Source organism: Ruegeria sp. SAZD011, assembly GCF_059612545.1.
Genome location: NZ_JBXWQU010000040.1, coordinates 11,924 through 37,490, shown reverse-complemented (window position 1 = coordinate 37,490; position 25,567 = coordinate 11,924). Strand labels below are relative to the sequence as shown.

Annotated in this window: 25 protein-coding genes and 1 tRNA gene; 13 read left to right on the top strand and 13 right to left on the bottom strand. The window is 63.8% G+C overall.

The genetic code is table 11. From position 1 onward, the window contains the following. Positions 1–100 precede the first annotated feature (100 nt). From AC2FLM_RS19605 to AC2FLM_RS19585, 5 genes are read right to left on the bottom strand one after another with little or no spacing between them, the layout of a single operon-like run. A complete protein-coding gene (locus AC2FLM_RS19605; RefSeq protein ID WP_496859586.1) occupies positions 101–1,243 on the bottom strand; it encodes a saccharopine dehydrogenase family protein in 1,143 nt (380 codons plus the stop codon). 13 nt (positions 1,244–1,256) lie between these two features. Beyond that, on the bottom strand, positions 1,257–1,505 hold the full coding sequence (locus AC2FLM_RS19600; RefSeq protein ID WP_234144326.1) for a SemiSWEET family sugar transporter: 249 nt from the start codon (positions 1,503–1,505) through the stop codon (positions 1,257–1,259). Further along, entirely contained in the window at positions 1,505–2,557 is a 1,053-nt protein-coding gene (locus AC2FLM_RS19595) for a saccharopine dehydrogenase (protein WP_496859585.1), read from the bottom strand. Before AC2FLM_RS19595 ends, AC2FLM_RS19600 begins: the two co-directional genes overlap by 1 nt. A 14-nt stretch (positions 2,558–2,571) precedes the next feature. Beyond that, the gene (locus AC2FLM_RS19590; protein ID WP_234144324.1) at positions 2,572–3,186 is read right to left on the bottom strand and encodes a glutathione S-transferase family protein; all 615 of its coding nucleotides are present in this window, start codon (positions 3,184–3,186) and stop codon (positions 2,572–2,574) included. A 9-nt stretch (positions 3,187–3,195) separates the two neighbouring features. Further along, complete coding sequence (locus AC2FLM_RS19585) at positions 3,196–3,846, bottom strand: histidine phosphatase family protein (RefSeq protein ID WP_234220156.1); 651 nt, start codon at positions 3,844–3,846, stop codon at positions 3,196–3,198. Between the two features lie 163 nt (positions 3,847–4,009). Between AC2FLM_RS19585 and AC2FLM_RS19580 the strand changes: the two genes are divergently transcribed. Both AC2FLM_RS19580 and AC2FLM_RS19575 read left to right on the top strand, forming a co-directional pair. Beyond that, on the top strand, positions 4,010–5,194 hold the full coding sequence (locus AC2FLM_RS19580; RefSeq protein ID WP_496859584.1) for a Zn-dependent hydrolase: 1,185 nt from the start codon (positions 4,010–4,012) through the stop codon (positions 5,192–5,194). Between the two features lie 99 nt (positions 5,195–5,293). Next, complete coding sequence (locus AC2FLM_RS19575) at positions 5,294–5,989, top strand: SGNH/GDSL hydrolase family protein (protein WP_234182747.1); 696 nt, start codon at positions 5,294–5,296, stop codon at positions 5,987–5,989. Here AC2FLM_RS19575 and AC2FLM_RS19570 read toward each other — a convergent pair. Further along, complete coding sequence (locus AC2FLM_RS19570; protein WP_234138706.1) at positions 5,986–6,267, bottom strand: DUF1330 domain-containing protein; 282 nt, start codon at positions 6,265–6,267, stop codon at positions 5,986–5,988. The genes AC2FLM_RS19575 and AC2FLM_RS19570 overlap by 4 nt on opposite strands. 89 nt (positions 6,268–6,356) lie before the next feature. Between AC2FLM_RS19570 and AC2FLM_RS19565 the strand changes: the two genes are divergently transcribed. Further along, positions 6,357–7,238 (top strand): LysR family transcriptional regulator, encoded by an 882-nt coding sequence (locus AC2FLM_RS19565; protein ID WP_496859581.1) that lies wholly within the window; start codon positions 6,357–6,359, stop codon positions 7,236–7,238. Between the two features lie 48 nt (positions 7,239–7,286). Here AC2FLM_RS19565 and AC2FLM_RS19560 read toward each other — a convergent pair whose 3' ends face one another. From AC2FLM_RS19560 to AC2FLM_RS19550, 3 genes are all read right to left on the bottom strand, one after another. Then, positions 7,287–7,583 (bottom strand): hypothetical protein, encoded by a 297-nt coding sequence (locus AC2FLM_RS19560; protein WP_234138708.1) that lies wholly within the window; start codon positions 7,581–7,583, stop codon positions 7,287–7,289. Between the two features lie 127 nt (positions 7,584–7,710). Next, the gene (locus tag AC2FLM_RS19555) at positions 7,711–8,418 is read right to left on the bottom strand and encodes a response regulator transcription factor (protein ID WP_234138709.1); all 708 of its coding nucleotides are present in this window, start codon (positions 8,416–8,418) and stop codon (positions 7,711–7,713) included. After that, positions 8,415–10,313, bottom strand: a complete 1,899-nt coding sequence (locus AC2FLM_RS19550) for a PAS-domain containing protein (RefSeq protein ID WP_496859579.1) — start codon at positions 10,311–10,313, stop codon at positions 8,415–8,417. Before AC2FLM_RS19550 ends, AC2FLM_RS19555 begins: the two co-directional genes overlap by 4 nt. 316 nt (positions 10,314–10,629) lie before the next feature. Here AC2FLM_RS19550 and AC2FLM_RS19545 point away from each other — a divergent pair, with 316 nt between their 5' ends. The 9 genes from AC2FLM_RS19545 (at position 10,630) to AC2FLM_RS19505 (ending at position 21,347) form a co-directional block, all read left to right on the top strand. Beyond that, positions 10,630–12,603 (top strand): AMP-binding protein, encoded by a 1,974-nt coding sequence (locus AC2FLM_RS19545; protein ID WP_496859578.1) that lies wholly within the window; start codon positions 10,630–10,632, stop codon positions 12,601–12,603. Between the two features lie 93 nt (positions 12,604–12,696). Further along, positions 12,697–13,515, top strand: a complete 819-nt coding sequence (locus AC2FLM_RS19540) for an ABC transporter ATP-binding protein (protein ID WP_234138712.1) — start codon at positions 12,697–12,699, stop codon at positions 13,513–13,515. A gap of 41 nt (positions 13,516–13,556) precedes the next feature. Continuing rightward, positions 13,557–14,543 carry a branched-chain amino acid ABC transporter permease gene (locus tag AC2FLM_RS19535; RefSeq protein ID WP_496859577.1) on the top strand — a complete coding sequence of 329 codons (987 nt, stop codon included), beginning with the start codon at positions 13,557–13,559 and terminating at the stop codon, positions 14,541–14,543. Between the two features lie 79 nt (positions 14,544–14,622). Next, positions 14,623–14,880, top strand: coding sequence for a hypothetical protein (locus AC2FLM_RS19530; RefSeq protein WP_496859575.1), 258 nt, complete (start codon positions 14,623–14,625; stop codon positions 14,878–14,880). Between the two features lie 3 nt (positions 14,881–14,883). Further along, positions 14,884–15,960: a branched-chain amino acid ABC transporter permease gene (locus AC2FLM_RS19525; RefSeq protein ID WP_234138715.1), complete on the top strand. Its 1,077-nt coding sequence runs from the start codon at positions 14,884–14,886 to the stop codon at positions 15,958–15,960. Between the two features lie 82 nt (positions 15,961–16,042). Continuing rightward, positions 16,043–17,326, top strand: coding sequence for an ABC transporter substrate-binding protein (locus tag AC2FLM_RS19520; RefSeq protein ID WP_496859573.1), 1,284 nt, complete (start codon positions 16,043–16,045; stop codon positions 17,324–17,326). A gap of 110 nt (positions 17,327–17,436) precedes the next feature. Next, positions 17,437–18,273: an ABC transporter ATP-binding protein gene (locus tag AC2FLM_RS19515; protein WP_234138717.1), complete on the top strand. Its 837-nt coding sequence runs from the start codon at positions 17,437–17,439 to the stop codon at positions 18,271–18,273. 14 nt (positions 18,274–18,287) lie between these two features. Beyond that, positions 18,288–19,505: a phenylacetate--CoA ligase family protein gene (locus tag AC2FLM_RS19510; protein ID WP_496859572.1), complete on the top strand. Its 1,218-nt coding sequence runs from the start codon at positions 18,288–18,290 to the stop codon at positions 19,503–19,505. A gap of 174 nt (positions 19,506–19,679) precedes the next feature. After that, entirely contained in the window at positions 19,680–21,347 is a 1,668-nt protein-coding gene (locus AC2FLM_RS19505) for an ABC transporter permease (RefSeq protein WP_234144313.1), read from the top strand. A 73-nt stretch (positions 21,348–21,420) separates the two neighbouring features. Here AC2FLM_RS19505 and AC2FLM_RS19500 read toward each other — a convergent pair whose 3' ends face one another. The 4 genes from AC2FLM_RS19500 to AC2FLM_RS19485 form a co-directional block, all read right to left on the bottom strand. Then, the gene (locus AC2FLM_RS19500; RefSeq protein ID WP_496859570.1) at positions 21,421–22,428 is read right to left on the bottom strand and encodes a Fe(3+) ABC transporter substrate-binding protein; all 1,008 of its coding nucleotides are present in this window, start codon (positions 22,426–22,428) and stop codon (positions 21,421–21,423) included. A gap of 103 nt (positions 22,429–22,531) precedes the next feature. After that, positions 22,532–24,139 (bottom strand): arylsulfatase, encoded by a 1,608-nt coding sequence (locus tag AC2FLM_RS19495; protein WP_496859569.1) that lies wholly within the window; start codon positions 24,137–24,139, stop codon positions 22,532–22,534. Positions 24,140–24,273: 134 nt separating this feature from the next. Continuing rightward, the gene (ykgO, locus tag AC2FLM_RS19490; protein WP_011048967.1) at positions 24,274–24,399 is read right to left on the bottom strand and encodes a type B 50S ribosomal protein L36; all 126 of its coding nucleotides are present in this window, start codon (positions 24,397–24,399) and stop codon (positions 24,274–24,276) included. Between the two features lie 77 nt (positions 24,400–24,476). Beyond that, a tRNA-Val gene (locus AC2FLM_RS19485) sits at positions 24,477–24,551 on the bottom strand. 150 nt (positions 24,552–24,701) lie between these two features. Between AC2FLM_RS19485 and AC2FLM_RS19480 the strand changes: the two genes are divergently transcribed. Further along, positions 24,702–25,562, top strand: a complete 861-nt coding sequence (locus AC2FLM_RS19480) for an N-formylglutamate amidohydrolase (protein ID WP_496859568.1) — start codon at positions 24,702–24,704, stop codon at positions 25,560–25,562. Positions 25,563–25,567: the final 5 nt, after the last annotated feature.

Sequence of the window (25,567 nt, the reverse complement as noted above, 5' to 3'; positions counted from 1 at the left end):
GGGGGCGGGGGCTCTGCCCCCGGCCTACAAAATTCGTCGAATTTTGTAGGCTCCCCCGGAGTATTTGCAGCGGAATGAAGGGGCCGGTTCAGTGCCCTTGTCAGTTGGTATGATCCACGATTTGCAGGTGCTGGGCCAGTTTTCCCACTTCGCCCATCCAGCGCGCCAGCAGTTTTGGATCGCTGGAGGCGGCCTGGACGCCAGCGGGGATTTCCCGGTTCAGAACCGCCTCGACCGCCAGAGAGACCGGGATCGAGACCAGCCGCGCCATGGCAGTGCCGCGCGCGTCGCCCCAGGCATCCATCACATAGGATTTGTGCCAGACCTCGCGCCCACCCTTCTCGGCCTTCAGGCCGACGCAGAGAACGACCCGGTCGGGTTCGCCTTCGTCATAGGCGTTCTCGGCCCAGAACTGGTCGGACATTTCCTTGAGCCGCGCGTCGCCCTCGGGGCCTTTCAGCGTCTCGATTTCACGAAACACATCGCCCCAGGCGTCGGCCCAACCATTCAGCCGCAGGGTGCCGCGCACGAATTCCTTGACCGGCCAATGCTCCTCGAAATGGTACTGTGCCATGAAGGGCAGCGAGTCGCGGTTGGGATAGACCTCGAAGCTTTCGGGCGTGGGCAGCGGCGCGGTGTAGCTGCTGATCGCATCCCAGGGCCGCGCCACATCCAGCGGGGCATAGTCGCGGATCGAGCGCGACGGCGAGCGCAGCGCCTTCAGCACGCCCAGCGGCGACCAGCTGAACTTGTAGCGGAAGGGGTTGGGGTGTTTCGGGATACCACCGCAATAGGAGATGAAGCTGAGATCGTTCTGGGCGTCGAACGCGTCAGAGGCGCGGTAATCGGCCACCAGCTCATGCGCCATCAGGTGGTCGATGCCGGGATCAAGGCCGATCTCGTTCACCAGGCTCACGCCGGCGGCGCGGGCGCGGTCGTCCAGCGCGCGCATCTCGGGCGCGATGTACGACGACGAGACGAAATGCGCACCCTTGGCGATCGCAAGTTCGGCCAGTGGCACGTGCCAGTCGCCCGGCAGCATCGAGACCACAACATCGCCCTTGGCCAGCACCGCGCCCAATGCGTCGATGTCGAAGGCGCGGATGTCGTCGGTCAAGTCGCCCAGCTCGGCACGGGCTTTTTCGACGGTCCGGTTCCAGACGGTGACGGGATGGCCCGCCTCGATCAGGCGGCGCAGGCCGGGAATGGCCGACAGGCCGGTGCCACACCAATGGATGGTCATGAGGGTATCTCCCTTATCCGAATTTCAACTTGGCGGTGATGATCGACAGAACGATCACCGCGGCGCAGGCATTGGCGACGATCAACGGCAAGTCACCGACCATCAGCCCATAGAGCAACCAAAGCGACACTGTCATCAGAAACAGCAGGTTCGATGGCAGCGACAGACCGGCGGTGTTGCGGCTGGACCAGGCTTTCCAGGCCTGCGGGATCCAGCAGATCGTGCCCAGCGTGCCGGCAAGAAAACCGAGATAGATTTCCATCACCCCTCCAGATGGTCAAGGAATGTGGCCCGTGCCCGGCCCCAGACCCCTGCATCCAGGTCAGTCAGGGTCAGTAGCGAGGGCAGGAGTTGCGCGGCATAGTCCTGGCTGCTTTCGACTGGCAGCATCGAGGGCAGGTTGTCGATCGCCATCACGTCAAGCACCGGGTCCTCGGCCACGCGCAGCACCGGCGCGTCCCAGCTGGTGGCGCGATCATAGACCGGCACCGGGTTGTAATCGCTGTCGGGGTCGCAGGCCACGTCGCCGATGGAGGTCAGGGCGCGGGGGGCGCTCAGCGCCTCGCGCGGCACAAAGACCGGCGTGCCGGGGCGGGCGAAAATGCAGTTGAGAAAGATGTCATGAGCGAGGAGCTCGGGGAACGGCCCGCCGCTGGCGGTTTCGGCCATGTCCCATTTGGTGACCTCGACACCCATCGCGGTGCAGAGATCAGCCGCACCGGTGCCGACCCGACCAAGCGCGCCGATCACGATGGCACGGGGACGCGGGGCGCCGGTGGCGTCGAGCTCCGCGGCAAGTGCTGCGTTCAGCATGTCCTTGCTGGCATAGACGCCCACCGGGCCGCAGATGCCACCCTGTTGCTGCGCGGCCCAGGCCTTGAGTGTCACGGCAGCCCCTGCATAACCCGCCCAATAGCCGAATGCCGCGACCCGGCGGCCGGTCTCGTCCACCAGATATTCCAGGTCATAAAGCGTGCCGCCCCCGGCCTTGAACCGCTCCAGCAACCGGCGGCCCGAATACTGTCCCTTGAAGGCATGGCCGAACATGATGTGGCGATGCGGCAGGGGCGTGCCGTCCTCGGGCAATTCCTTGAGCCCAAAGATGATGGCGTCGCGCGGGGCATCCGGCCAGCTGTTCTCGGGCGCGATCTCGCAGCCAGCGTCGCGGTATCCGTCCAGCCTAATGGCCCGGACCGAGCTTTCCTCGACCGTGACCCGGATACCGGCGGCGATCAGGGCGGCGGCGCCCTCGGGGGTCAGCCCGACCCGTTCCTCGTTGGGGCGCTGTTCGGCCCGGACCCAGAGATGCGTCATGTCTTGTCCTTTGTTCAAAGCAGACCGGCGGCCTTGACGGCCTGGACCGAGGCGCGCGCCTCCATCGCGGCGCGGAAGGCGCGGATTTTCGGGAAGGGCTCCAGATCGACCCCGTCGCCCTCGAGCCAGCCGGTGACCACGTAGAGATAGCAATCGGCGATGCTGACCGCCTCGCCCAGCACGAAGGGTCCGCGCAGCCCGTTCGTCTCGACATAGGTGGCCGAGGCGGTCATCGTCTCGGGCACCTTGGCGGTCATGTCGGCCCAGCTGTCGGCGCGGTCGGCCCATCGCGCGCCGCGCAGCTTGTGGGCGTGGTTCACATGCATGGTGGAGGCAAGGTAATACATCACCTCGCGCATGCGGGCACGCAGCAGCTGGTCGGCGGGGACCAGCCCCTTGTCGGGCGCGCTGTCGGCGATGAACTCCAGCAGCGCACCGGTTTCGGTCAGGATGCCGCCCGGCACCGCCAGCGCCGGTACCCGGCCCTTGGGGTTGATCTGGTGGTAGGCGGGTCTGGTCTGTTCGGCAGCGCGAAAGTCGAGCTGTACTTTCTCATGCTCGATTCCCGCCTCGTGAAGCGCGATGGCGACGGCCACGGAAATGGTGCCGGGTGCACAATAAAGCTGCATCGGATCTCCCTAGAGATGCGTCTGGGCAAACTGCCGCTCTGGGGCCTCCAGATGCGGGACGGCGTTGAACAGCACCGGGCTGAGATGCGTGCCGATCGGGTAGAGACGATGCATTGACGTGTTCATGATGGCAAGAGCCACCCGCGCCATGGCGGGTATGTCCAGCCCCATCGCCTGACGCATCACCATCGAGATGAGCCCGCCCGAGGTGACCACGATGGCCGGGCCCGACCCTTGCGCGATTTCGGAGAGCGCGGTCTGAACACGGGTTTCGAACTGCTCGAAGCTTTCGGGCGCGTCCTGGATGCGGCCCTCGGCCCAGGCGGTGAAGGTCATCGGCAGGTGCTCGACAAAGCCTTCGCGATCCTCGGGGATGGTGACACCATGCTGTGCCTCGAAAAGTTGGGCGAGGGTGAAGTACTCGATCTCGTTCAGGCGCGGGTCCTGCACCACATCGGCCAATCCCATGCTGGCGGCGGTCTCCACATGGCGGGTCAGGGTGCCGCAATAGACGCGGGGATGATGGGCGCGGGTGTCGGCCAGATGCGACCCCAGCCAGCGCGCCTGCTGGTGACCCAGTTCGCTCAACCGGTCATAACTCGCCTCATCGCGGGCTGTGGTATTGGCCTGTCCGTGGCGGATCAGCGTGATGTGAGACATGTCATCCTCCGGTTCGGGCAGACTCTTAGGCAAGGATCGGGGCGGGGGCCAGAGGGGTTTGGCGCCGAGGGTGCGAATTTCGCGGGTGGCGGCGCGTGTGGTTGGTTGCGGATGCCTCCGGCGGGAGTATTTTCAGCGGAATGAAGGGATGGGAGGACAGGCGATGACGGTGAACGCGGAGCGGTTTCTGGAGGATCTGCACAGGCTGCGCAGCTTTGGTGCGGCGGGGGTCGGCAAGGGCGTGGTGCGGCCGGCCTATTCCGAGGCGGATATCGCCGCACGCCGCTGGCTGGCGGGCCGGATGGAGGAGGCGGGGTTGCACGTGCGGTTCGACCCGGTCGGCAATCTCTTTGGTCTGGCCGAGGGGCCGTCGCTGCTGATGGGGTCGCATTCCGACAGCCAGCCCGAGGGCGGCTGGCTGGACGGCGCATTGGGAGTGATCGCGGCGCTGGAGGTTGCGCGGAGCAGCGAGCGCCCGGTTTCTGTGGTCAGTTTCCAGGACGAGGAAGGGCGGTTCGGGGTCACCACCGGATCGGCGATCTGGTCGAGGCACCTGCCGCTGTCCGAGGCGGATGGATTGACCGATCACGCGGGCGAGACTTTTGCAAGCGCGCGGGCGGCAATGGCGGATCTGGCGGGGGATTTTGTCGACCCGTCGCAGTTTACCGGTTTTGTCGAGATGCATATCGAACAGGGTCCGACGCTGGATACCGAGGGCGAGCAGATCGGAGTGGTCAGCGATATCGTCGGGATTCGGGACATGAAGGTGACATTCGAGGGTCAGCAGAACCATGCCGGCACCACGCCGATGCATCTGCGCCGCGATGCGTTCCAGGCGCTGGGTGAGTTCAATGCGCGCCTTAATGACCGGTTCCGCAACGTGGTCACCCCGCGCACGGTCTGGACCATCGGCCATGTCAGCCTGCATCCCAATGCCTCGTCCATCGTACCGGGGCGGGCGCGGTTTTCGATGCAGTGGCGCGATGGCGACACGGACCGGCTGGCGCGGATGGAGGAGATCATTCGCGCCACGGCGCAGGAGGTGGCGGAGGCGCGCGGCATGACGCTGAGCTTTGGTCCGCTTCTGGGGTTGGAGCCGGTGGCGATGGATCCACAATTGCACGTCGCGCTGGAACAGGGCGCCGAAGCGGTGGCGCCGGGGCGGTGGCGCTCCATGCCCTCGGGTGCATTGCACGATGCCACCAACGTGTCGCGCCTGATGCCGGTGGCGATGCTGTTCGTGCCGTCCATTGGCGGGATCAGCCATGACTTTGCCGAAGATACCGACGAGCGGGACCTGGTTGCCGGATTACGGGTTCTGGACCATGCGGTGCGCGCATTGGGCTGACCCTTCAGAAAATCCACCTCGTGCCATGTTTCTGCCCGGTTCTTCCGTCACTTTATGGAGGGAAAATTTGACTCGAATTGTTCTGAGGGTTGAGACGGGATGTTACGCACGCTTTTGTTCCTTGTCACATTTGCCGGGGTTCTGGCGGCCTGCCAGGACTCGGTGAGCCGCAATCAGGATGCGCGCATCCTGGCGATCGGCGATTCGCTGTTGTCGTGGAACTCGGCATTGGGCAGCTCGATACCGGACGTGATGGCAAAAGAGCTGGGGCAGCCGGTAGTGGACCGGTCCTTCAGCGGTGCCTGGATGCTGACCCGGGACGAGGGCGACGAGGGGCGCGGGCTTAACGTGCCCTATCAATACGAGCCCGGAAACTGGGACTGGGTGGTGGTCAATGGTGGCGGCAACGATTTGTTGTTTGGCTGCGGATGTGGCCGGTGCGGCACGGTGATGAACCGGCTGATATCGGAAGATGGCGAGAGCGGCCAGATCCCCGACCTGATCCGGCACATAAGGGCCCAAGGGGCGCGGGTGATCTATCCGGGCTACCTGCGCAGCCCCAATCTGCTGACCCCGATCGAGCACTGCAAGAACGACGGTGACGAGCTGGAAGCGCGGATTGCACGCTTTGCCGACACTGACGAGGGCGTGTTCTACATTTCGATGCAGGACATCGTGCCCCCCGGTGGTCTGACCTATTTCGCGCCCGACCTGATCCACCCGTCGCGCAAGACCAGCCGCAAGGTGGCAGAGCGGCTGGCCTCGGCGATCCGTCAGCTGAACGCGCGGCCCTAACCCAAAAGCAGGATTTCGGAGCTGCCTGCGCTGCGGCGCAGGCCGTGAAGCTCGGCCAGGTCCGGGTCGTCGATCCAGGCGCGCGCGGCTGCGGCGTCCGGGAAGCTGAGAAGTGCGGCCACGTCTGGGATGTCGGGCGTTCCGTCCAGCGCAGTTGGGGCGGGTGTTGCGGTCTCGACCTTGCCGCCGTGACGGGCCAGCGCGGCGCCGGCCCTTTCGCGATAACTGGCCAGGGCGTCGGGGTTGGTTATGGTGGCCTTGAAAACAGCGTATATCATCTGGGTCTCCTTCTCGGTTGCGATGGAAAGAGCATAATCACGCGGATGTGTGGCAAAAACGCGTGGTAATGCATGGGTAACATGCATAAATGCACGTCATGCAAATCGACTGGGACGATCTGAAAACGGTACTGGCTGTGGTGCGCGGTGGCACGCTTGCTGCGGCTGCGGCGGAACTCGACCTCAACTATACCACCGTGTCGCGGCGGATCCTGCGGGCCGAGGCGGCGCTGGGCGAGGTCTTGTTCGAGCGTTTGGCCGACGGGTACCGCGCCACCGATGCCGGTCGACTGGTCGCTGAACACGCCGCCGGGATGGAGGCGCGGCAGGACGATCTGTTGCGCCGCCTGCAAGGCCGCGACCAGAGCCTGAACGGCGAATTGGTGATCACTGCGCCGCAACTCCTTGTCGGGCCGCATGTCGCACCGGTCATGGCGCGTTTTGCCGAAGCGCATCCGCAGGTCCAGATCCGGCTCAGGGCCACCAACGACCTGTTGGACCTGACCCGGCGCGAGGCCGATCTGGCCATCCGTATCAGCCGCAGCCCGGGCGATACACTGACCGGGCTCAGGCTGTGTTCGCAGCAGTCGGCCAGTTTTGCCACGCCGGGCCTGGCCGAACGGCTGGCCGCCGATCCGGCAACGGCGGTGGACTGGATCGCCTATGAACAGAACCCACGTGTGCCTCAAGTGGTGCTGGAGCAGTATCCGAACACCCGGCTGCGTCTGGTATTTGATGATATGGCGGCCATGGTCGGTGCCGCGCAGGCGGGGCTGGGCGCGGTGCGGATGCCGATGTTTCTGGGCCGGGCCACGCCGGGATTGGTGCAGGTGCCGCTACTGCCGCCGCAGCCCTACGCCGATATCTGGGTGGTTGCGCATCGCGATGTCTGGCGGGCGGCGAAACCACGCGCCTTTCGCGAGGTATTGGTACCCTGGTTCAAGGCGAACAGGCCGCTTTTCGTGGCCTGACCCGCGCGGCTGCGGGCGATGGCGCCGCTCCGAAACCGCGCGTCGGCCTCAGTGGCGGGCGATCAACAGGATATGCGCTTCGGCTTGCTGACCGCCGATACGGGCGCGTGCCTCGTGCAGCTTGGCCTGCGCCGCTGTCAGGCGCTGTATCGCCCGGTCCCGCTCGTCAAAAAGACGCCGCACGCGAGAGCCCGGATTTCCGATCATCAAATAGCTCCGTCCCATGGCGCCTGGCACCAGGGTCGCGGCCTGTTCCAGACTTTGCCGCCAGGCCATGTCGGCAAGGGTATAGCGGCGTACTGCCTTGAACAGCATGCGCTTGCGGATTTCGAGATAGGAATGCATGGCAGCCTCCCGTTGCGCCAAGAATGCGACGGGCATTGCTGCCGCCGCTCTATGAGTCCGCGCTTCCGTCGAGGAGTCTATCGCTGGCGGGCCGTTCAGGTCAACTCTGTGGCCCAGGGCCCCGATCCTAGCGCCAGCTGACATCGCCCAGAAAAATGTAACCTGCCCCATAGATCGTCTTGATCAGGCGTGGGTTCTTGGGGTCTTCGCGCAGCTTGGTACGCAGGCGCGAGATGCGCACATCCATGGCCCGGTCAAAGCTGTCGCCGGCACCGCCGCCCAATGCCTCTTGCATCTGGGCCCGGCTGATCAGACGCTTCGGGCTTTCCAAAAACAGACGCAGAACCTCGCCTTCGGCATGGGAAAACGGAGTTTCGGCGCCGGTGTCGTCTTCCAGCGCGTAGCGGTCGAAATGGGCGGTCCAGCCGTTGAACTCGGCGGTGTCACCACCCCCCGAAACCGGCCCGCGCTGGCCGTCGCGCAGGCGGGCGCGGATGCGGGCCACCACCTCTGCGGGGTCAAACGGTTTGGTGATATAGTCGTCGGCGCCCAGCTCCAGCCCGGTGACCCGGTCCTGCACCTGTGCCCGGCCCGAGATGATGATCACCGTCGCCCCCTGTTCCAGCGCCAGCCGGTGCACCAATGCCAGCCCGTCGGTATCGGGCAGCGACAGGTCCACCAGGCAGACATCCGGCGTCACGCGCTTCAGCGAGGCCTCGAATTCGCGGGCGCGCGAAAAGCTCTGGGTGCGGAACCCGGCCTCGGCCAGCGCCTCGGTCAGGATCAGGCGGATCTCGGGTTCATCGTCCAGGATGGTGACGAGCGGGGCGGTCATGATCCCTCCTCGGGTCGCAGCAGCGCGGCCAGTTGCGCGCGGGTAAAGGGCTTGCGCAGCACCGGGCCGCGCGTCAATGCCTCGCGGTGCAGCGGGTCGGACAGCGGCAGCGAGGTCATCAGGATGCAGGGCAGCGACTTGGGCAATCGTTTCAGCAGGTCGATGCCGGTGGCGTCGCCTTCCAGCTTGATGTCGGACAGCACCAGCGCGATATCCTCGATATCGGCGGCCAGCGCGCTTGCCTCGTCGGCCGAGGTGGCCTCGATCACCGAATACCCCAGTTCGACCAGCATGTCGCGAAAGGTGGCGCGCAGGTCCTCGTTATCCTCGACCAGCAGCGCCAGACCGCCCTGTACCTGCGGCGCCGCACGATAGGGCAGGCGCAGGGTTATCGCGGCGCCGGTAGGGGTGTTGGCGATGCGCATGTCGCCTCCCGCCAGTTTGACCATATCATAGACCATGGGCAGGCCCAGTCCCGACCCCTCGCTCCCCTTGGTGGTAAAGAACGGGTTCAGCGCCTTTTCCAGCGCCTCCTTGGAGAACCCCGGCCCGGTGTCGGTCACCGCGATCTCGATCCAGATGCGCGAGATGGCATGGGCGCTGATGGTGATCTGGCCATTGGCGCCACAGGCATCGCGCGCGTTCAGCACAAGGTTCAGCAGCGCATCCTGCAACATGCCGGCATCCAGCATCAGCGCCTCGTCGGGCGTGTGGTCCAGAACGCTCAGCCCGATGCCGCGCGGCAGGCTGGGGGTGGCCAGCAGCTTGAGATCCTCGAGCAGCCCGTGCATGTCGGTGGCGCGCGGGCGCAGGGTGCGGTTGCCGGTCATGTCGGCGATCCGATTGAGCAGGCGCCCGCCTCGCTGTGCCGTGGCCTGTGTGGCCGAGACCAGTTCGGCCGCCTCTTCGGGCAGGTCCATCTTCTCCATCTTCGACATCATGCCCAGGATGATGGTCAGAAGGTTCGAGAAATCATGCGCCAGCCCGCTGGTCATCTGCGCCGCCATGGCGCGGCGGCGCGACTGCTGCAGGGCGACACGCGCCTGGGTTTCCGAGGTCACGTCCATCGACAGGATATAGACCCCGCCCGCCCCGTCGGGGGTAAAGGCAACCCGGATGCGGCGGGAATCATGCGCCTCGTTGAATTCGAAGACCGGGCTGTCGCCGCCATAAGCGGCCTCCAGATGCGGACCGATCTTGCCAAAGGCATCCGGGCCCAGCGCATCCGAGATATGCAGGCCCAGAATGTCCGAGGGCCGCCCGGGCATCACCGCGCTCAGTCGACGATTGGAATAGGTGTAATGGCCGTCGCGGTCCACATGGGCGATATGGGCCGGCATCATCTCGGTGGTCAGGCGGGTGCGCGCCTCGATCTCGGTCAGCTGGCGCTGCGCCTCTTCCAGCGCGCTGATGGTGGCGGCGAGCTTGCGGTTGGTGGCGCCCAGCTCCTCGGCATGGGCCAGCAGCTGGCCCGAGAGTTCCTCGGAGCGGGCGCGCAGCAATTCCTCGATCCGCTTGGTACGGGTGATGTCGGTATAGACGGTGACCCACCCCCCCTGCGGCAGCGGTGCCCCCTCGATCGAGATAACCTGACCATTCGCACGGACCCGTTCAAAATAGTGCGGGACAAAGGCCAGCGCCTGTTCGACCCGGCTGCGGACCAGTGCGTCGATATCGTCGACCGGACCGTAATCGCCCCGCTCGGCGATATAGCGGATGGTGTCGTCGAACCTGGCGCCGGGTCGGATCAGCTGGTCGGGCAGGTGAAACATTTCCTGAAAGCGCCGATTGCTGACGGCAAGGCGCAGGTTGTTGTCATAGATCGACAGGCCCTGAGCGATCAGGTTCAGACCGGCACTGGTCATGGCCTTGATCCACTGATCGTTCCTGTCCATGGCTGATATCCCCCTTGGCGCCATGGCTAGCACCGGCGTGACAGGGGGAAAAGGTTCTTGTCCGTCTCGTGGCAGCGGCAAAACGCCAGCCTGACGTTCCGGCGCAAGAGGGTTGAGGGTTTCGTGCCTGTGCGGGGTCGGGTGAAATGACGCAGGGAGAGGCCTGTTACAATTCGTAAGAATTGCGAAAACATCACGAAAATATTGGCCCCGATCAATACGCCTGTCCCTGATGGGGCAGAATCGTCTGGTCGGTATCCGCAGGCGATGATGTCCGGCCCGAAGGAGCGGGCCGGCAACGGGAGGGAGAAAGAGATTGGCTCAGACGCAGTCTGGCGCAGAGGGGCTTCAGTCCCTTCCGGCGCTGCTTAACCGCAACGCAACCCAATACGGGGACCGGCCCGCCTATCGGGAAAAGGAATTCGGCATCTGGCAATGCTGGACCTGGGCCGAAACCGCCGCAGAGATCCGCGCGCTGGCGCTGGGATTTCTGGAGCTGGGTGTGGCAAAGGGCGATCATGTCGCCGTGATCGGTCGCAACCGTCCCGCGCATTACTGGTCGATGGTAGCCGCCCAGATGGTGGGCGCCGTTCCGGTGCCGCTCTATCAGGACGCAGTGGCCGAAGAGATGGCCTATGTGATGGAGCATTGTGGTGCGAAATACGTCGTCTGCGGAGACCAGGAGCAGGTCGACAAGGTCATCGAGATCCAGGAGACCGTGCACCAGGTCCAGCACATCCTCTACACCGACAAGCGCGGGATGCGGAAATACGACCACAGCCAGATGAACGCGCTCGAAGACCTGATGGCCGAGGGGCGTGCCGGGCACTACCGGTTCGATGCCGAGCTTGACCGGCGGATTGCCGAGATCACCTATGACGACACCTGCGTGATGCTCTATACCTCGGGCACCACGGGCAAGCCCAAGGGCGTGGTTCTGTCGAACCGCAACGTGATCGAAAGCGCCAAGAACTCGGCCAAGTTCGATAATCTGACCAAGGACGAGAACATCCTCTCCTATCTGCCGATGGCCTGGGTGGGCGATTTCATCTTCTCGATCGGCCAGGCCTATTGGTGTGGCTTCTGCGTGAACTGCCCCGAAAGCGCCGACACCATGATGACCGACCTGCGCGAGATCGGGCCGACGTATTTCTTTGCCCCGCCGCGCGTGTTCGAAACCCAGCTGACCAACGTGATGATCCGGATGGAGGATGCAAGCCCGCTCAAGCGGAACATGTTCCATCGCTATATGGCGCATGCCAAGAAGGTGGGCGGCAAGATCCTGGATGGTGAACCGGTCAGCGCCGGTGACCGCCTGAAATACGCGATCGGTAATGCGCTGGTCTATGGCCCGCTCAAGGATACGCTCGGTTTAGGCAATGTGCGCGTAGGCTATACCGCGGGTGAGGCGATCGGCCCTGAAATCTTTGACTTCTACCGTTCGCTGGGCATCAATCTGAAACAGCTCTATGGCCAGACCGAGGCGACCGTGTTCATCACCGTGCAGCCCGATGGCCAGGTGCGCGCCGATACCGTAGGCGTGCCCGCCCCCGATGTGGAGATCAAGATCGCCGAGAATGGCGAGATCTTCTATCGTTCGCCGGGCACCTTTGTGGAGTATTACAAGAACCCCGAAAGCACGGCCTCGACCAAGGATGCCGAGGGCTGGGTCGCCACTGGTGATGCCGGGTTCTTCGAGGAAGGATCGGGCCACCTGCGCATCATCGACCGCGCCAAGGATGTGGGCAAGATGGCCGATGGCAGCATGTTCGCGCCCAAATATGTCGAGAACAAGCTGAAGTTCTATCCCGACATTCTCGAGGCGGTGCTGTTCGGCAATGGCAAGGACCGCTGCGTCGCCTTCATCAACATCGACCTGACGGCGGTGGGCAACTGGGCGGAACGCAACAACATCGCCTATGCCAGCTATCAGGAACTGGCGGGTCACCCCAAGGTGCTGGAAACCATCCGCTCGCATGTGGAGACGGTGAACGCCTCGGTGGCCGAGGACCCGATGCTGTCGGGCTGCCAGGTGCATCGCTTTGTCGTGCTGCACAAGGAACTGGATGCCGATGACGGCGAGATGACCCGCACCCGCAAGGTGCGCCGCCGCATCGTCGAAGAGAAGTTCGCCGACATCATCGCCGCGCTCTATGACGGGTCCGAAAAGGTCTCGACCGTGACCGAGGTGACCTATGAGGACGGCCGAAAGGGCGCGATCAAGGCGACGCTGACGGTTTGCGATGCCAAGGTCGTGGCGACCACCGCGCAGCAGGTGGCAGCGGAATGAGGTCCGGCGGGACGCCGCTCGCGCCCGTTGGGCGCATCGCCCCGCCCACCGTCCCGTCAGCCGGGGCACTGCCGAAAGACAAGGGAGACACCGATGCTTGACGCATCTGAAGGATACACCACCGCGGACGGCCGCAAGATTGGCGGCGTGGTGATGGAGATGAAGAACATCACCCTGCGGTTCGGCGGTGTGGTGGCGATCAAGGATATCAGTTTCGACATCCGCGAGGGCGAGATCCGTGCGATCATCGGCCCGAACGGCGCCGGAAAGTCCTCGATGCTGAACGTGATATCAGGCTTTTATGTGCCGCAGGAGGGCGAGGTCTGGTTTCACGGATCGCGCCGTCCGGCGATGCGCCCCTATGAGGTCGCCCGCCAGGGCATCGCGCGCACCTTTCAGAACATCGCACTCTTCGAGGGCATGAGCGTTCTGGATAACGTCATGACCGGGCGGCTGAACTATATGAAAGCGGGTCTGCTGAGCCAGGCGCTCTGGCGCGGCAAGGCCGAGCGCGAGGAGACCGAGAACCGCGAGGCGGTGGAAAAGATCATCGACTTCCTCGAGATTCAGCATATCCGCAAGACACCGGTGGCACGCCTGCCCTACGGCCTGAAAAAGCGGGTCGAACTGGCCCGTGCCCTGGCCGCCGAGCCCAAGCTGTTGCTGCTGGATGAACCGATGGCAGGCATGAACGTCGAAGAGAAGGAGGATATGAGCCGCTTCATCCTCGACGTGAATGACGAGTTCGGCACCACCATCGCCCTGATCGAACACGACATGGGCGTGGTCATGGACCTGAGCGACCGGGTGGTGGTGATGGATTACGGCAAGAAGATCGGCGACGGCACGCCCGACGAGGTGCGCAACAACCAGGAGGTCATCGACGCCTATCTGGGGGTGGCCCATGACTGATCTTCGCTTGAACGACACGATGGAAACCGGGGGCACGGGACATGTCTGACCAACTGATTTTCGCGATCGAGGTGATCCTGAACGGCCTGATGGCGGGCGTGCTCTATGCGCTGGTCGCGCTGGGTTTCGTGCTGATCTACAAGGCCTCGGGCATCTTCAATTATGCCCAGGGTGTGATGGCGCTGTTCGCGGCCATGACCCTGGTGGGGATCATGAACGGGCAGGTACCGTTCTCGCATCTGATCAACGCCATATTTGGCGGGCATATCACCCATTTCGGATGGAATATTCCAGCGTTGCTGGCGATCATCCTGACGATGGGCGTGATGGTCCTGCTGGCCTGGGCGGTGCAGCAGTTCGTGATGCGCCACCTGGTCGGTCAAGAGCCGATTATCCTGTTCATGGCCACCATCGGGCTTGCCTATTTCCTCGAAGGCGTGGCCGACCTGATGTGGGGCTCCGAGATCAAGACGCTGGATGTGGGTCTGCCGCAGGGCCTGAACGTGTGGATCGACGACACCACCTATGGCATCTTCGGCTACGGTTTCTTCATCGACAATCTCGACATCGTGGCAACGGTGATCGCAGCACTGCTGGTGGCGGCGCTGGTGGCCTTCAGCCAGTATACCAAGCAGGGCCGGGCGATGCGCGCGGTGGCCGACGACCACCAGGCGGCGCTGAGCGTCGGCATCTCGCTGAACTTCATCTGGGTGCTGGTCTGGTCGGTTGCCGGTTTCGTGGCGCTGGTCGCGGGCATCATGTGGGGCACCAAATCGGGTGTGCAGTTCTCGCTGTCGCTGATCGCGCTCAAGGCGCTGCCGGTGCTGATGCTGGGCGGATTCACCTCGATCCCCGGCGCCATTGTCGGCGGGCTGATCATCGGGGTGGGCGAGAAGCTGTTCGAATTCGCGATCGGCCCGATGGTGGGCGGTGCGACCGAGAACTGGTTCGCCTATGTTCTGGCACTGATCTTCCTCGTGTTCCGGCCGCAGGGCCTGTTCGGCGAGAAGATCATCGAAAGGGTCTGAGGCTCCGGTGGGCGACCCCGTTGCGGCCAGGGCCGCAACGAGACCCGCCCGCCCGGAACCTTCGCAAAGGGGAGGAAAGATGAACAAGCTGATCGCCATCGTGAATGTCGTCGCCTGGTCGGGCTTCTGGGCCTTTGGGTATATTGCCCTGACCGCGCAAGACCTGAACGACCGCCAGCTGATCATCGCCAGCCTCCTGGCCTTTGCCGGGTTCATCATGGGGATCGTCGCGTATCTGCGGCTGGTCCGGGCCGCCGAAGCGAGCGGCTATGCAAAAAAGACAAATCAACTCGATGCCGCGGCCCGCAACCGCGCGCAGTCCGAAGGGGGCATGTAAGCGATGTTCTACCGTGAAGCCGGAGATTTCAAAACCTCCTACCAGGCCGACAGCCAGACCTTTCCGATCAAGTTCGACCGCTATCGGTATTATGTCGTGCTGGCGATCGCCTTCGGGATCATCCCGTTCGTGATCAACGACTACTGGGCAAACGCGCTGTTGCTGCCGTTTCTGATCTATGCAATCGCCGCGATCGGGCTGAACATCCTGGTCGGCTACTGCGGCCAGGTCAGCCTGGGCACCGGCGGATTCATGGCGGTGGGCGCCTATGCCTGCTACAAGCTGATGACCGCATTTCCCGAAGTGAGCATGTTCATTCATGTGATCCTGGCGGGCGGCATCACCGCGGCAGTAGGGGTGCTGTTCGGGCTGCCCAGTCTTCGGATCAAGGGGTTCTATCTGGCGGTGGCAACACTGGCGGCGCAGTTCTTTCTGGTGTGGCTGTTCAACCGGGTGCCGTGGTTCTACAACTACTCGGCCTCGGGCCAGATCAACGCGCCCGAGCGGGATACGTTCGGTATCATCATCACCGGTCCCAACGCACCGGCCTGGGCCACCTATCTGTTCTGCCTGATCTTTCTGACCGCCTGCGCGCTGATCGCCCGCAACCTGACCCGTGGCACAATGGGCCGGACCTGGATGGCGATCCGTGACATGGACATCGCCGCCGAGATCATCGGGGTGAACCCGCTCAAGGCGAAGATGACCGCCTTTGCCGTCAGTTCCTTCTTCATCGGCATCTCGGGGGCGCTGTTCTTTGCGCTCTATCTGGGCGCGGTCGAGGTGGGCGAGGCCTTTGGCATCCAGAAATCGTTCCTGGTACTGTTCATGGTGATCATCGGCGGTCTCGGTTCGATCTTTGGTTCGTTCGCGGGGGCAGCCTTCCTGGTGCTGCTGCCGGTGGTCCTGAAGGTCGTCGGCGCAGACATGCTGGGCTGGCCCACCGATATCGTGGCGCATCTTCAGCTGGTGATCGTCGGCGCGCTGATCGTCGCATTCCTGATCATGGAGCCGCATGGCCTCGCGCAGCTGTGGCGCGTCGCCAAGGAGAAACTGCGGCTCTGGCCCTTCCCGCACTGAGGCGGGCAGGCGCATCCCGATACGGGGCGGTAGGATCGCCCCGTACACCACCATCGGTCAAAACCAAGGGAGGAAAAACCCGATGAAAATGAAACTGGCAACCGTGGCGCTGGGCGCCTTGATGGCCGCAGGTCCGGCTCTGGCTGACCTGACTTTCCCGTCGCTCAGCTATCGCACTGGCCCCTATGCCGCGGGCGGTATCCCGTTTGCCGACGGCTATGCCGACTATTTCACCCTGCTCAACGAGCGTGATGGCGGCATCGGCGGCGTCAAGGCCAACGTGCTGGAATGCGAAACCGGCTATAATACCGAAAAGGGTGTCGAATGCTATGAATCCACCAAGGGCCAGGGCGCCCTGGTGTATCAGCCGCTGTCGACCGGCATTACCTATCAGCTGATCCCCAAAGCCACCGCTGACGGCATCGCGATCCACTCGATGGGTTATGGCCGTACCTCGGCCAAGAACGGCAACGTGTTCAGCCATGTCTTCAACTATCCCGCCAACTACTGGGATGGTGCCTCGGGTGCGGTGAACTATCTGTTGGAGAGCAACGGTGGCGACATCAAGGGCAAGAAGATCGCCCTGGTCTATCACAACTCTGCCTATGGCAAGGAACCGATCCGTACCCTGGAAGAGCTGAGCAAGAAGCACGGTTTCGAGCTGAGCACCCTGCCGGTCGACCATCCGGGTCAGGAGCAGAAATCGCAGTGGCTGCAAATCCGTCGCGACAAGCCTGACTTTGTGCTGATGTGGGGCTGGGGCGTGATGAACCAGGTCGCGGTGCAGGAAGCCGCCAACATCCGCTTCCCGATGGAAAACTTCATCGGCATCTGGTGGTCGGGTTCGGAAAACGACGTGCTGCCCGCCGGTGACGCCGCCAATGGCTACAAGGCGCTGACCTTCCACAACGTCGGCACCGATTTCCCGCTGTTCGACGATCTGCAGAAATACGTGATCGACGCAGGTAAGGCCGCCGGCGCCGGTGACCAGGTTGGTACCGTTCTCTACAACCGTGGTCTCTATGCCGCCATGCTGGCCGCCGAAGCCGCCAAGAAGGCACAGGAGATTTCGGGCAAGGCCGACATCACCGCCGCCGACATGCGCGACGGTATGGAAGCACTGGAAATGACCGAAGCGAAGATGGCCGAACTGGGCCTGCCGAACTTTGGCCCGGCCTTCTCGGTGTCGTGCAGCAACCACGGCGGTGACGCCCTGGTCGGCGTGACCCAGTGGGATGCGGCATCCAAGACCTGGTCGCTGATCTCGAACTTCAAACCGACCGACAGCGAAGTCATCGGTGCGCTGATCGAGGAAGACTCGAACGCCTACGCGACCGAGAACAACATCTCGCCGCGCTGCAACTAAGCGTGTGACCGGGCCCGGCAATCGGGCTCGCATCGAACCCGGGACGGCGGTCCGCCGCCGTCCCACCCCGATCATCCCCGGCGAACCGGGGCCAATGAGGACAAGCGCGGATGCTGGATGCGGCAACAACCACGGATACGCAGGTGGAAACCCTGCTGGAGGTCAACAATATCGAGGTGATCTACAATCACGTGATCCTCGTGCTCAAGGGTGTCAGCCTCACCGTGCCCAAGGGCGGGATAACCGCGCTGCTGGGTGGTAACGGCGCCGGCAAGACGACAACGCTCAAGGCAGTGTCGAACCTGCTGCATTCCGAACGCGGTGAGGTGACCAAAGGGTCGATCAAGTACCGCGGCGAGACCATTCACGAACAGGACCCGGCCGCCCTGGTAACCAAGGGCGTGATCCAGGTGATGGAAGGCCGTCATTGTTTCGAACACCTGACCGTCGAGGAAAACCTCCTGACCGGCGCCTATACCCGCAAGGATGGCGGCGCCAACATTCAGCGTGATCTCGAACTGGTCTACAACTATTTCCCCCGCCTCAAGGAGCGCCGCCGCAGTCAGGCAGGCTATACCTCGGGCGGTGAGCAGCAGATGGTGGCGATGGGGCGGGCGCTGATGTCGCGGCCCGAGACCATTCTGCTGGACGAACCCTCGATGGGTCTGGCGCCGCAGTTGGTCGAAGAGATCTTTGAGATCGTGCGCGACCTGAACGAAAAGGAAGGCGTGTCTTTCCTGTTGGCCGAGCAAAACACCAACGTGGCGCTGCGCTATGCCCATTACGGCTATATCCTGGAATCGGGCCGTGTGGTGATGGATGGCCCTGCCAAGGATCTGCGCGAGAACCCGGACGTCAAGGAATTCTATCTCGGCATGTCCGATGAGGGCCGCAAGAGCTTCCGCGACGTGCGCTCGTACCGTCGTCGCAAGCGGTGGCTGAGCTGATGAAGGATCATGCCATGACCCATTTTGACACGCTTGAAACACGCTCGGACGACCAACGCACCGCTGATCTGGCGCGCGACCTGCCCGAGCAGATCGCACGCGCCAAATCCGCTCATGGATTTGCGCGGCTGCTGGCCGATGTCGACCCGGCCGCAATCACGGATTTGCAGGCTCTGGCGGCGTTGCCGGTGCTGCGCAAGTCGGAGTTGAGCCGGGCGCAGAGCGAGCACCCCCCATTTGGCGGTTTCACCGTCAAGCCGGCGCACGGGTTTGCCCATGTGTTCCAGTCACCCGGACCGATCTATGAACCGGGCGGCACCGATCATGACTGGTGGCGGATGGGCCGTTTCCTGCATGCCGCGGGTATCGGGCAGGGCGATATCGTGCAGAACTGCTTTGGCTATCACCTGACACCCGCTGGCATGATCTTTGAAAACGGCGCTCGGGCGGTCGGTGCGGCCGTGCTTCCCGCCGGTACCGGCCAGACCGAATTGCAGGTGACCGCCGCGCGCGATATCGGCTGCACCGCCTATGCCGGTACGCCCGATTACCTCAAGGTCATTCTCGACAAGGCCGAGGAGATGGGCGTTACGCTCAGCTTTACCAGGGCGGCAGTAGGGGGCGGGGCGCTGTTCCCTTCGCTGCGCAAGGAATATGCCGATCGTGGCATTTCGTGCCTGCAATGTTATGCCACCGCCGACCTGGGTAATATCGCCTATGAAAGCGCGGCGATGGAGGGGATGATCGTCGACGAACACGTGATCGTCGAAATCGTCACCCCCGGCACAGGAACGCCGGTGGCGCCGGGCGAGGTGGGCGAGGTCGTGGTGACCTCCCTCAACCCCGACTATCCGCTCATCCGCTTTGCCACCGGTGACATGTCCGCCGTCCTGTCGGGTCATTCGCCCTGCGGACGCACCAATATGCGGATCAAGGGCTGGATGGGACGTGCCGACCAGACCACCAAGATCAAGGGCATGTTCGTGCGTCCTGAACAGGTGGCGGCTCTGGTCGACAAACACGCCGAGATCGTCAAGGCGCGGGTGATCGCCACCCGCGTGGGCGAGATGGATGCCATGACGGTGCAGATCGAAAGCAGCGGCGGCGATGATGCGGCCTATGCCCGATCGGTTGCCGAAGTGCTCAAGCTCAAGGGCGTGATCGAGGTCGTGGCTCCGGGCAGCCTGCCCAAGGACGGTCTGGTGATCGAGGATCAGCGTCGCTACGACTGATCCCGCCTGACAGATACAGATGGCCCCGCGCAGAGGAATCCGCGCGGGGCCGCGTCGTTTTGCGCCCTGCCCGCAGGGGCGAGGAGAGAGGGAATATCCCCTCAGGCACTGGTATTTCCGACTAATCTGGTCGATTAAGGAGCGGTAGAACCGCAATACCCGCCAGGACCCGCGATGGCCGAAACCCGATATGCCGCCCATGGCTCCCGCCGCCGTCTGTCTTCGGGCACCCGCCTGCTGGGCGGACTGGCCTATGCCATTGCCACGGCTTGCCTGTTGCCCATGGTGGCGGTGGCGCTGGCGGCGTTGACCGGCGGCACCGAAACGCTGAGCCATCTGCTCGAGACCGTGTTGCCGGGTTATGCGGCGACAACCTTGCTGCTGGTCGCGCTGGTGGCCGCCGGGACCTTTGCCGTGGGCGTGGGGGCGGCCTGGCTGGTGACGATGACACGGTTTCCCGGCGTGCGTTTGCTGGAAATCGCGCTGGTGCTGCCGCTGGCCTTTCCCGCCTATGTGCTGGCCTATGCGTATACCTTTGTGCTGGACCATCCGGGCGTGGTGCAGACGACCCTGCGTCAGGTGACGGGCTGGGGACCGCGCGACTACTGGTTCCCCGAGATCCGCTCGACCGAAGGCGCGGCGGTGATGCTGATCCTGGTGCTTTACCCTTATGTCTACCTGCTGGCGCGGGCGGCCTTCCTGCAACAAAGCGCAAGTGCCTTTCTGGCGGCGCGGGCGCTGGGAACCGGGCCATGGGCGGCCTTCTGGCGGGTGTCGCTGCCGATGGCGCGGCCCGCGATCGCGGGCGGGGTGCTGCTGGCGGTGATGGAGACCATCGCCGATTTCGGCACGGTGGCCTATTTCGGGGTACAGACCTTTGCCACCGGCATCTATACCAGCTGGTTCTCGATGGCCGACCGGGCGGCGGCGGCGCAGCTGGCGCTGTGTCTGCTGGGATTTGCCCTGCTGCTGGCAGTGGCCGAGCGCACCCAGCGTGGCAAGGCGCGCTATTACCAGTCCGGGCGCCGGCATGCGGGGCTGCCGGCGGGCGAGCTGACGGGATGGCGCGCGCTGGGTGCCTTTACCTTATGCGCGGTCCCGGTGGTTCTGGGCTTTGTCCTGCCGGTGGTGATCCTGGTGCAAATGGGGCTGGAATCCGAACAGGACCTGCTGTCGCGCCGCTATGTCGGGTTTATTCGCAACTCGCTGACGCTGGCGGGTACGGCGGCTGTGGTGACGGTGACAGCAGCGATCTGCGTCGGCTTCTTCCAGCGGCTCAGGCCGGGGCGGCGCTCGGACGGGGCCGCCTATCTGGCGCGGCTGGGATATGCGGTGCCGGGGGGGGTAATCGCGGTCGGGCTGATCGTGCCCTTTGCCGCCTTTGACAACGCGCTGGATGCATGGATGCGAGCCCAGTTCGGCCTGTCCACCGGGCTGTTGATCACCGGATCTATCTGGCTGTTGATCGCGGCCTATATGGTGCGGTTCTTGGCAGCGGCGCTTGGCGCCTATGAGGGCGGGCAGAGCATGGTGCATGCCAATATGGATGCCGCCGCCCGGTCGCTGGGGCAGGGGCCGCTGGGCACGCTCCGCCGTATCCACCTGCCGATCCTGACCCCCTCGTTGTTGACGGCGCTGCTGATCGTTTTCGTCGATGTGATGAAGGAGCTGCCCGCGACATTGATCATGCGCCCCTTCAACTTTGACACTTTGGCGGTGCAGGCCTATCGCCTGGCCAGCGACGAACGGCTGGAGGGGGCGGCGGTGCCGTCGCTGGTGATCCTGGCGATGGGGCTGTTGCCGGTGATCCTGATCTGCCGTCAGGTCGGGCGCGGCAAGTAAGTGGTCCTGACCAACAGGCATGAAAAATGGCGCGGGCGAGGGTCCCGCGCCTTTGTCTTCCGGGCGGGTTGGCTTATTTCCAGCCGACCTCGTTGAAGATCTTCTGCGCCATCGGAATGTTGGCGGCCACCTCGGACAGGTTCACCGCGTCGGCCTTGAACTCGCCCAGTGCGGCCACGTTCTCGGCCAGGTCCACTCCGGCGACGGCGGGGTATTCATCGTTGCCGTTCGAGAAATAGACCTGTGCCTGATCGCTCGCGAGGTATTCTAGGAACTTGACTGCATTGTCGCGGTTTGGTGCGTGGGCGGCCACGCCGCCGCCCGACAGGTTCATATGCGCGCCTTCGGCGTCCTGCGAGGGGAAGGCGATGCCGATCTTGTCGATCTCGGCGCTCAGCCCCTTGACGTCGCTGCGCAGGGCGCGGGCGAAGTAGTAGGAGTTGGAAACCGCGATGCCGCATTCGCCCGATACAATGCCACGCAACTGGTCGGTATCGCCGCCCTGCGGTTCGCGTGCCATGTTGGCGACCACGCCCTCGGCCCAGTCGCGCGCGATATCTTCGCCGTGATGGGTGATGATCGAGGCCAGCAGGGTCTGGTTATAGGTGTTGGTGGAAGAGCGGATGCAGACCTGCCCCTTGTAGGCGGGATCGGCCAGATCGAGATAGGTGGCAGGCGGGGTGCTCACGCTGGCCTTGTCGTAGAAGTAGAGCCGCGCGCGCTGCGAGAAACCGAACCACTGGTTGTCGTTGTCCTGCAGGTTGGCGGGAATGCGGTCTTCGAGCACCGCGCTGTCGATGGCTTGCAGCAGACCGGCCTCCTTGGCACGCGCCAGGCGCGAGGTGTCGACGGTCAGCAGAATATCGGCGGGCGAATTTGCGCCCTCGGCCTGCATGCGGGCGATCAGCTCATCGGCCTTGCCCTCGATCCGGTTGATGCGGATGCCGGTGGCGTCTTCGAAATCGGAATAGAGCCGCTCGTCTGTGTCATAGTGGCGCGACGAATAAAGGTTCAGTTCGCCCTCGGCGATGGCCGAAGTGGCGAACAGGGCAAGCGCGATGGCGGTGGTGGTCTTGAACATGGGTCTCTCGCGATTCAGTTAATCTGACTGAAATAGTCAATTACCCGATTTCGGGTCGGATGCAAGTAAAACCGATTATTTCAGTCGGGTAATTCCGTCGCAGTCACCCCTCGGCATTGTCCATCTGCCAGGCCGCCAGCAGCCGGGGCAGGGCGATGGCCCAGTCCAGCACGCCGGTCTTGTCGGCCCAGTCCTGGTACTCGGCCACCATCGCCTTTGCCCGGCCGGGCTCGCCCCGGATCAGGTCATGCAGCTCGGTCCTGTCGGCCTCGATGTCGTAAAACTCCCAGTCCTGCCCGTGCAGCCGCACCAGCTTGAACTGACCCAGACGAATGGCGCTGTTGCCCTCGTGCTCGAAAAAGATCGGCTGTTCGCGTTCCCATTCCTTGCCGCGCAGCAGGCCCAGCAGGCTCTCGCCTTGCAGGGGCTGCATTCCATGCCCGCCCAGTTCCGCAATCGGCTGTGCGCCCGCGACCTCCAGGATCGTCGGCAGGATGTCGACCACGTGACAGGGCGCATGCAGCGGCGCGGCAGCCGCGATCCTGCCGGGCCAGTGGGCGATCAGCGGGGTCGAGATGCCGCCCTCGTGCACGTAATGCTTGAACTTGCGGAACGGCGCGTTCGACACATTGGCCCAGGGCTTGTCATAGCTCTGATAGGTCAGCGCGCTGCCGGGCATGATCTCGGGTCGGTTGCCCATCTCGATATGCCGCCCGTCATGAGTGGTATCGGGAAAGAACTTGGCCCAGCCATCCTCGGCCATGAATTCGGCACAGCCGCCATTGTCGCTGAGAAACAGGATCAGGGTGTTGTCGAACTGGCCCATCCGTTTCAATGCCGCCAGCAGCGTGCCGATGGACTGGTCCATCCGGTCCACCATGGCGGCATAGGTGGCCATCTTGCGCGCTTCCCAATCCTTGTGTGGTGCGGTCTCCCAGGGGCAGACGTCCTCGTCGCGCGGGCTGATCTGCCAGTTGGTCTGAAACAGGCCCATCGCGTTCATCGTCTCGTGGCGGCTGTTGCGCAGCGCGTCCCAGCCGCGCCCATAGACCCCGTCATAACGCGCGATATCCTCGGGATGCGCATGCAGCGGCCAATGCGGCGCGGTATGGGCGAGGTAGAGGAAGAAGGGCTGCTCCATCTCGACCGCCTCCTCGACCATGCCGATGGCCTTGTCGGTGATCGCATCGGTGAAATAGAAGTCGTCCGGATAGGTTTCGACGCGCGTATCGTCCTCGAGCATATAATGCGGCGAGAAGAAATGCGTGACACCGTCGACGATGCCATAGAACCGGTCGAACCCGCGCTGGCGCGGGGTGGGGTGGTCGATATCGCCCACCCGCCAGCTGTCTACCTCGCGCGCCATGAAATCCCCGCCCACATGCCACTTGCCCGACATGCAGGTGCGATAGCCCGCCGCCCGCAGGTGCTCGGCAATGGTGGCGCAGTCGTTGCGCAGAAAGCCGCGATAGGCGGGCGTGCCCAGATCGGCCCCCATATGGCCGATCCCGGCATTATGCGGGTAAAGCCCGGTCAACAGCGAGGCCCGCGTCGGACAGCACCGCGCGCAATTGTACATCGCCGTCAGCAGGGCGCCGCCGCGCGCCAGCCCATCGATATTGGGGGTTCGGATCTCGGACCCGGTACATCCCAGATCGGCAAATCCCAGGTCGTCGGCGAGAATGAGAATGATGTTTGGCTTGTCGGACATGGCGGCCTCTCCCTGCGCAAGAGAAGCCTAACGCGTCCAGGCCCGGTGCGGGAACCTGGAAATCGCCACCCCGCAACAACAAAACCGCGCCCATGGGCGCGGTTTTGATTGAAGCTCGAATGTCTTGCGACAGTTCAGCCCTGGCGGGCTTTGAACTTGCGCTGCGTCTTGTTGATCACATAGACGCGGCCTTTGCGACGCACGACGCGGCAGTCCCGGTGGCGGGACTTGAGCGAGCGGAGCGAGTTCCTGACCTTCATGGTCGTCTCCAATTCCTGCGGCGCGGGCCAGCGCCTGGGTTACGCGGGTCCCCTGTGTGAACAGAGGCGTGAAATCATGGTGGGCGGTACAAGGTTCGAACTTGTGACCCCTACGATGTCAACGTAGTGCTCTACCACTGAGCTAACCGCCCATGATTGCCGTCGCGTGCCTGCCCCAGAACGTAATGGGGCGCGGTAGCCCGCGCCGGTAAGCGGGGTCTATAAAAGGAGTCGGCGGGGGGATCAAGGGCTTTTGATCGAACTATTTTCCGGTCTATGATTTTGTTGATCCCGGAGGCCGCATGACCAATACCGCTTATCATCTGACCCTGCCCGCCGCACGTACCTCCAGCGTGGTTTTTGCCTCGCCTCATAGCGGTGCGCACTACGATGCGCGGTTTCTGGCGCAGACGGCTCTGGATGACCATGCGATTCGATCCTCCGAGGATGCTTTTGTCGATCTGCTGTTCGATTGCGCCCCAAGTTTCGGTGCGCCGCTTCTTTGTGCCGCGGCGCCGCGCGCCTATCTCGACCTCAACCGCAGTGCGGACGAGCTGGACCCGGCCCTGATCGAAGGGGTGCGCAAGGTCGGGCACAATCCACGCGTCGCCTCGGGGCTGGGGGTGATTCCCCGCGTGGTGGCGGGTGGGCGGGCCATCTATCGGGGCAAGCTCAGCCGGGCCGAGGCGGACCATCGCCTGCACGCGGTCTGGCATCCCTATCACACGCGGCTTCAGCATCTATTGAACGAGGCGCATGCCGCTTTCGGTCAGGCGATTCTGATCGATTGCCACTCGATGCCGCGAGAGGCGGTGGAAAGCAGCGCACGTGCCGCCGCGCGCAGGCCTGATGTGGTTTTGGGCGACCGGTTCGGTGCCTCCGCCGCGCCGGAGATCGTGGAGAGGGTCGAAGCCGCCTTTGCCGGGGCCGGACTGCATGTGGTGCGCAACACGCCATTTGCGGGTGCCTATGTGACCCAGGCCTATGGCCGCCCGTCGCGCCGCCAGCATGCGATCCAGATCGAGATCGACCGCGGGCTCTACATGCACGAAGCAACAATTCGCCCCAATGCGAATTTCGATGCGATGCGGGATCTGCTGCGTAAGGTGGTGTCCGAGATCGCGTCTATCGGGCAACAGCGCCTGCCGTTGGCGGCGGAGTAGCGACA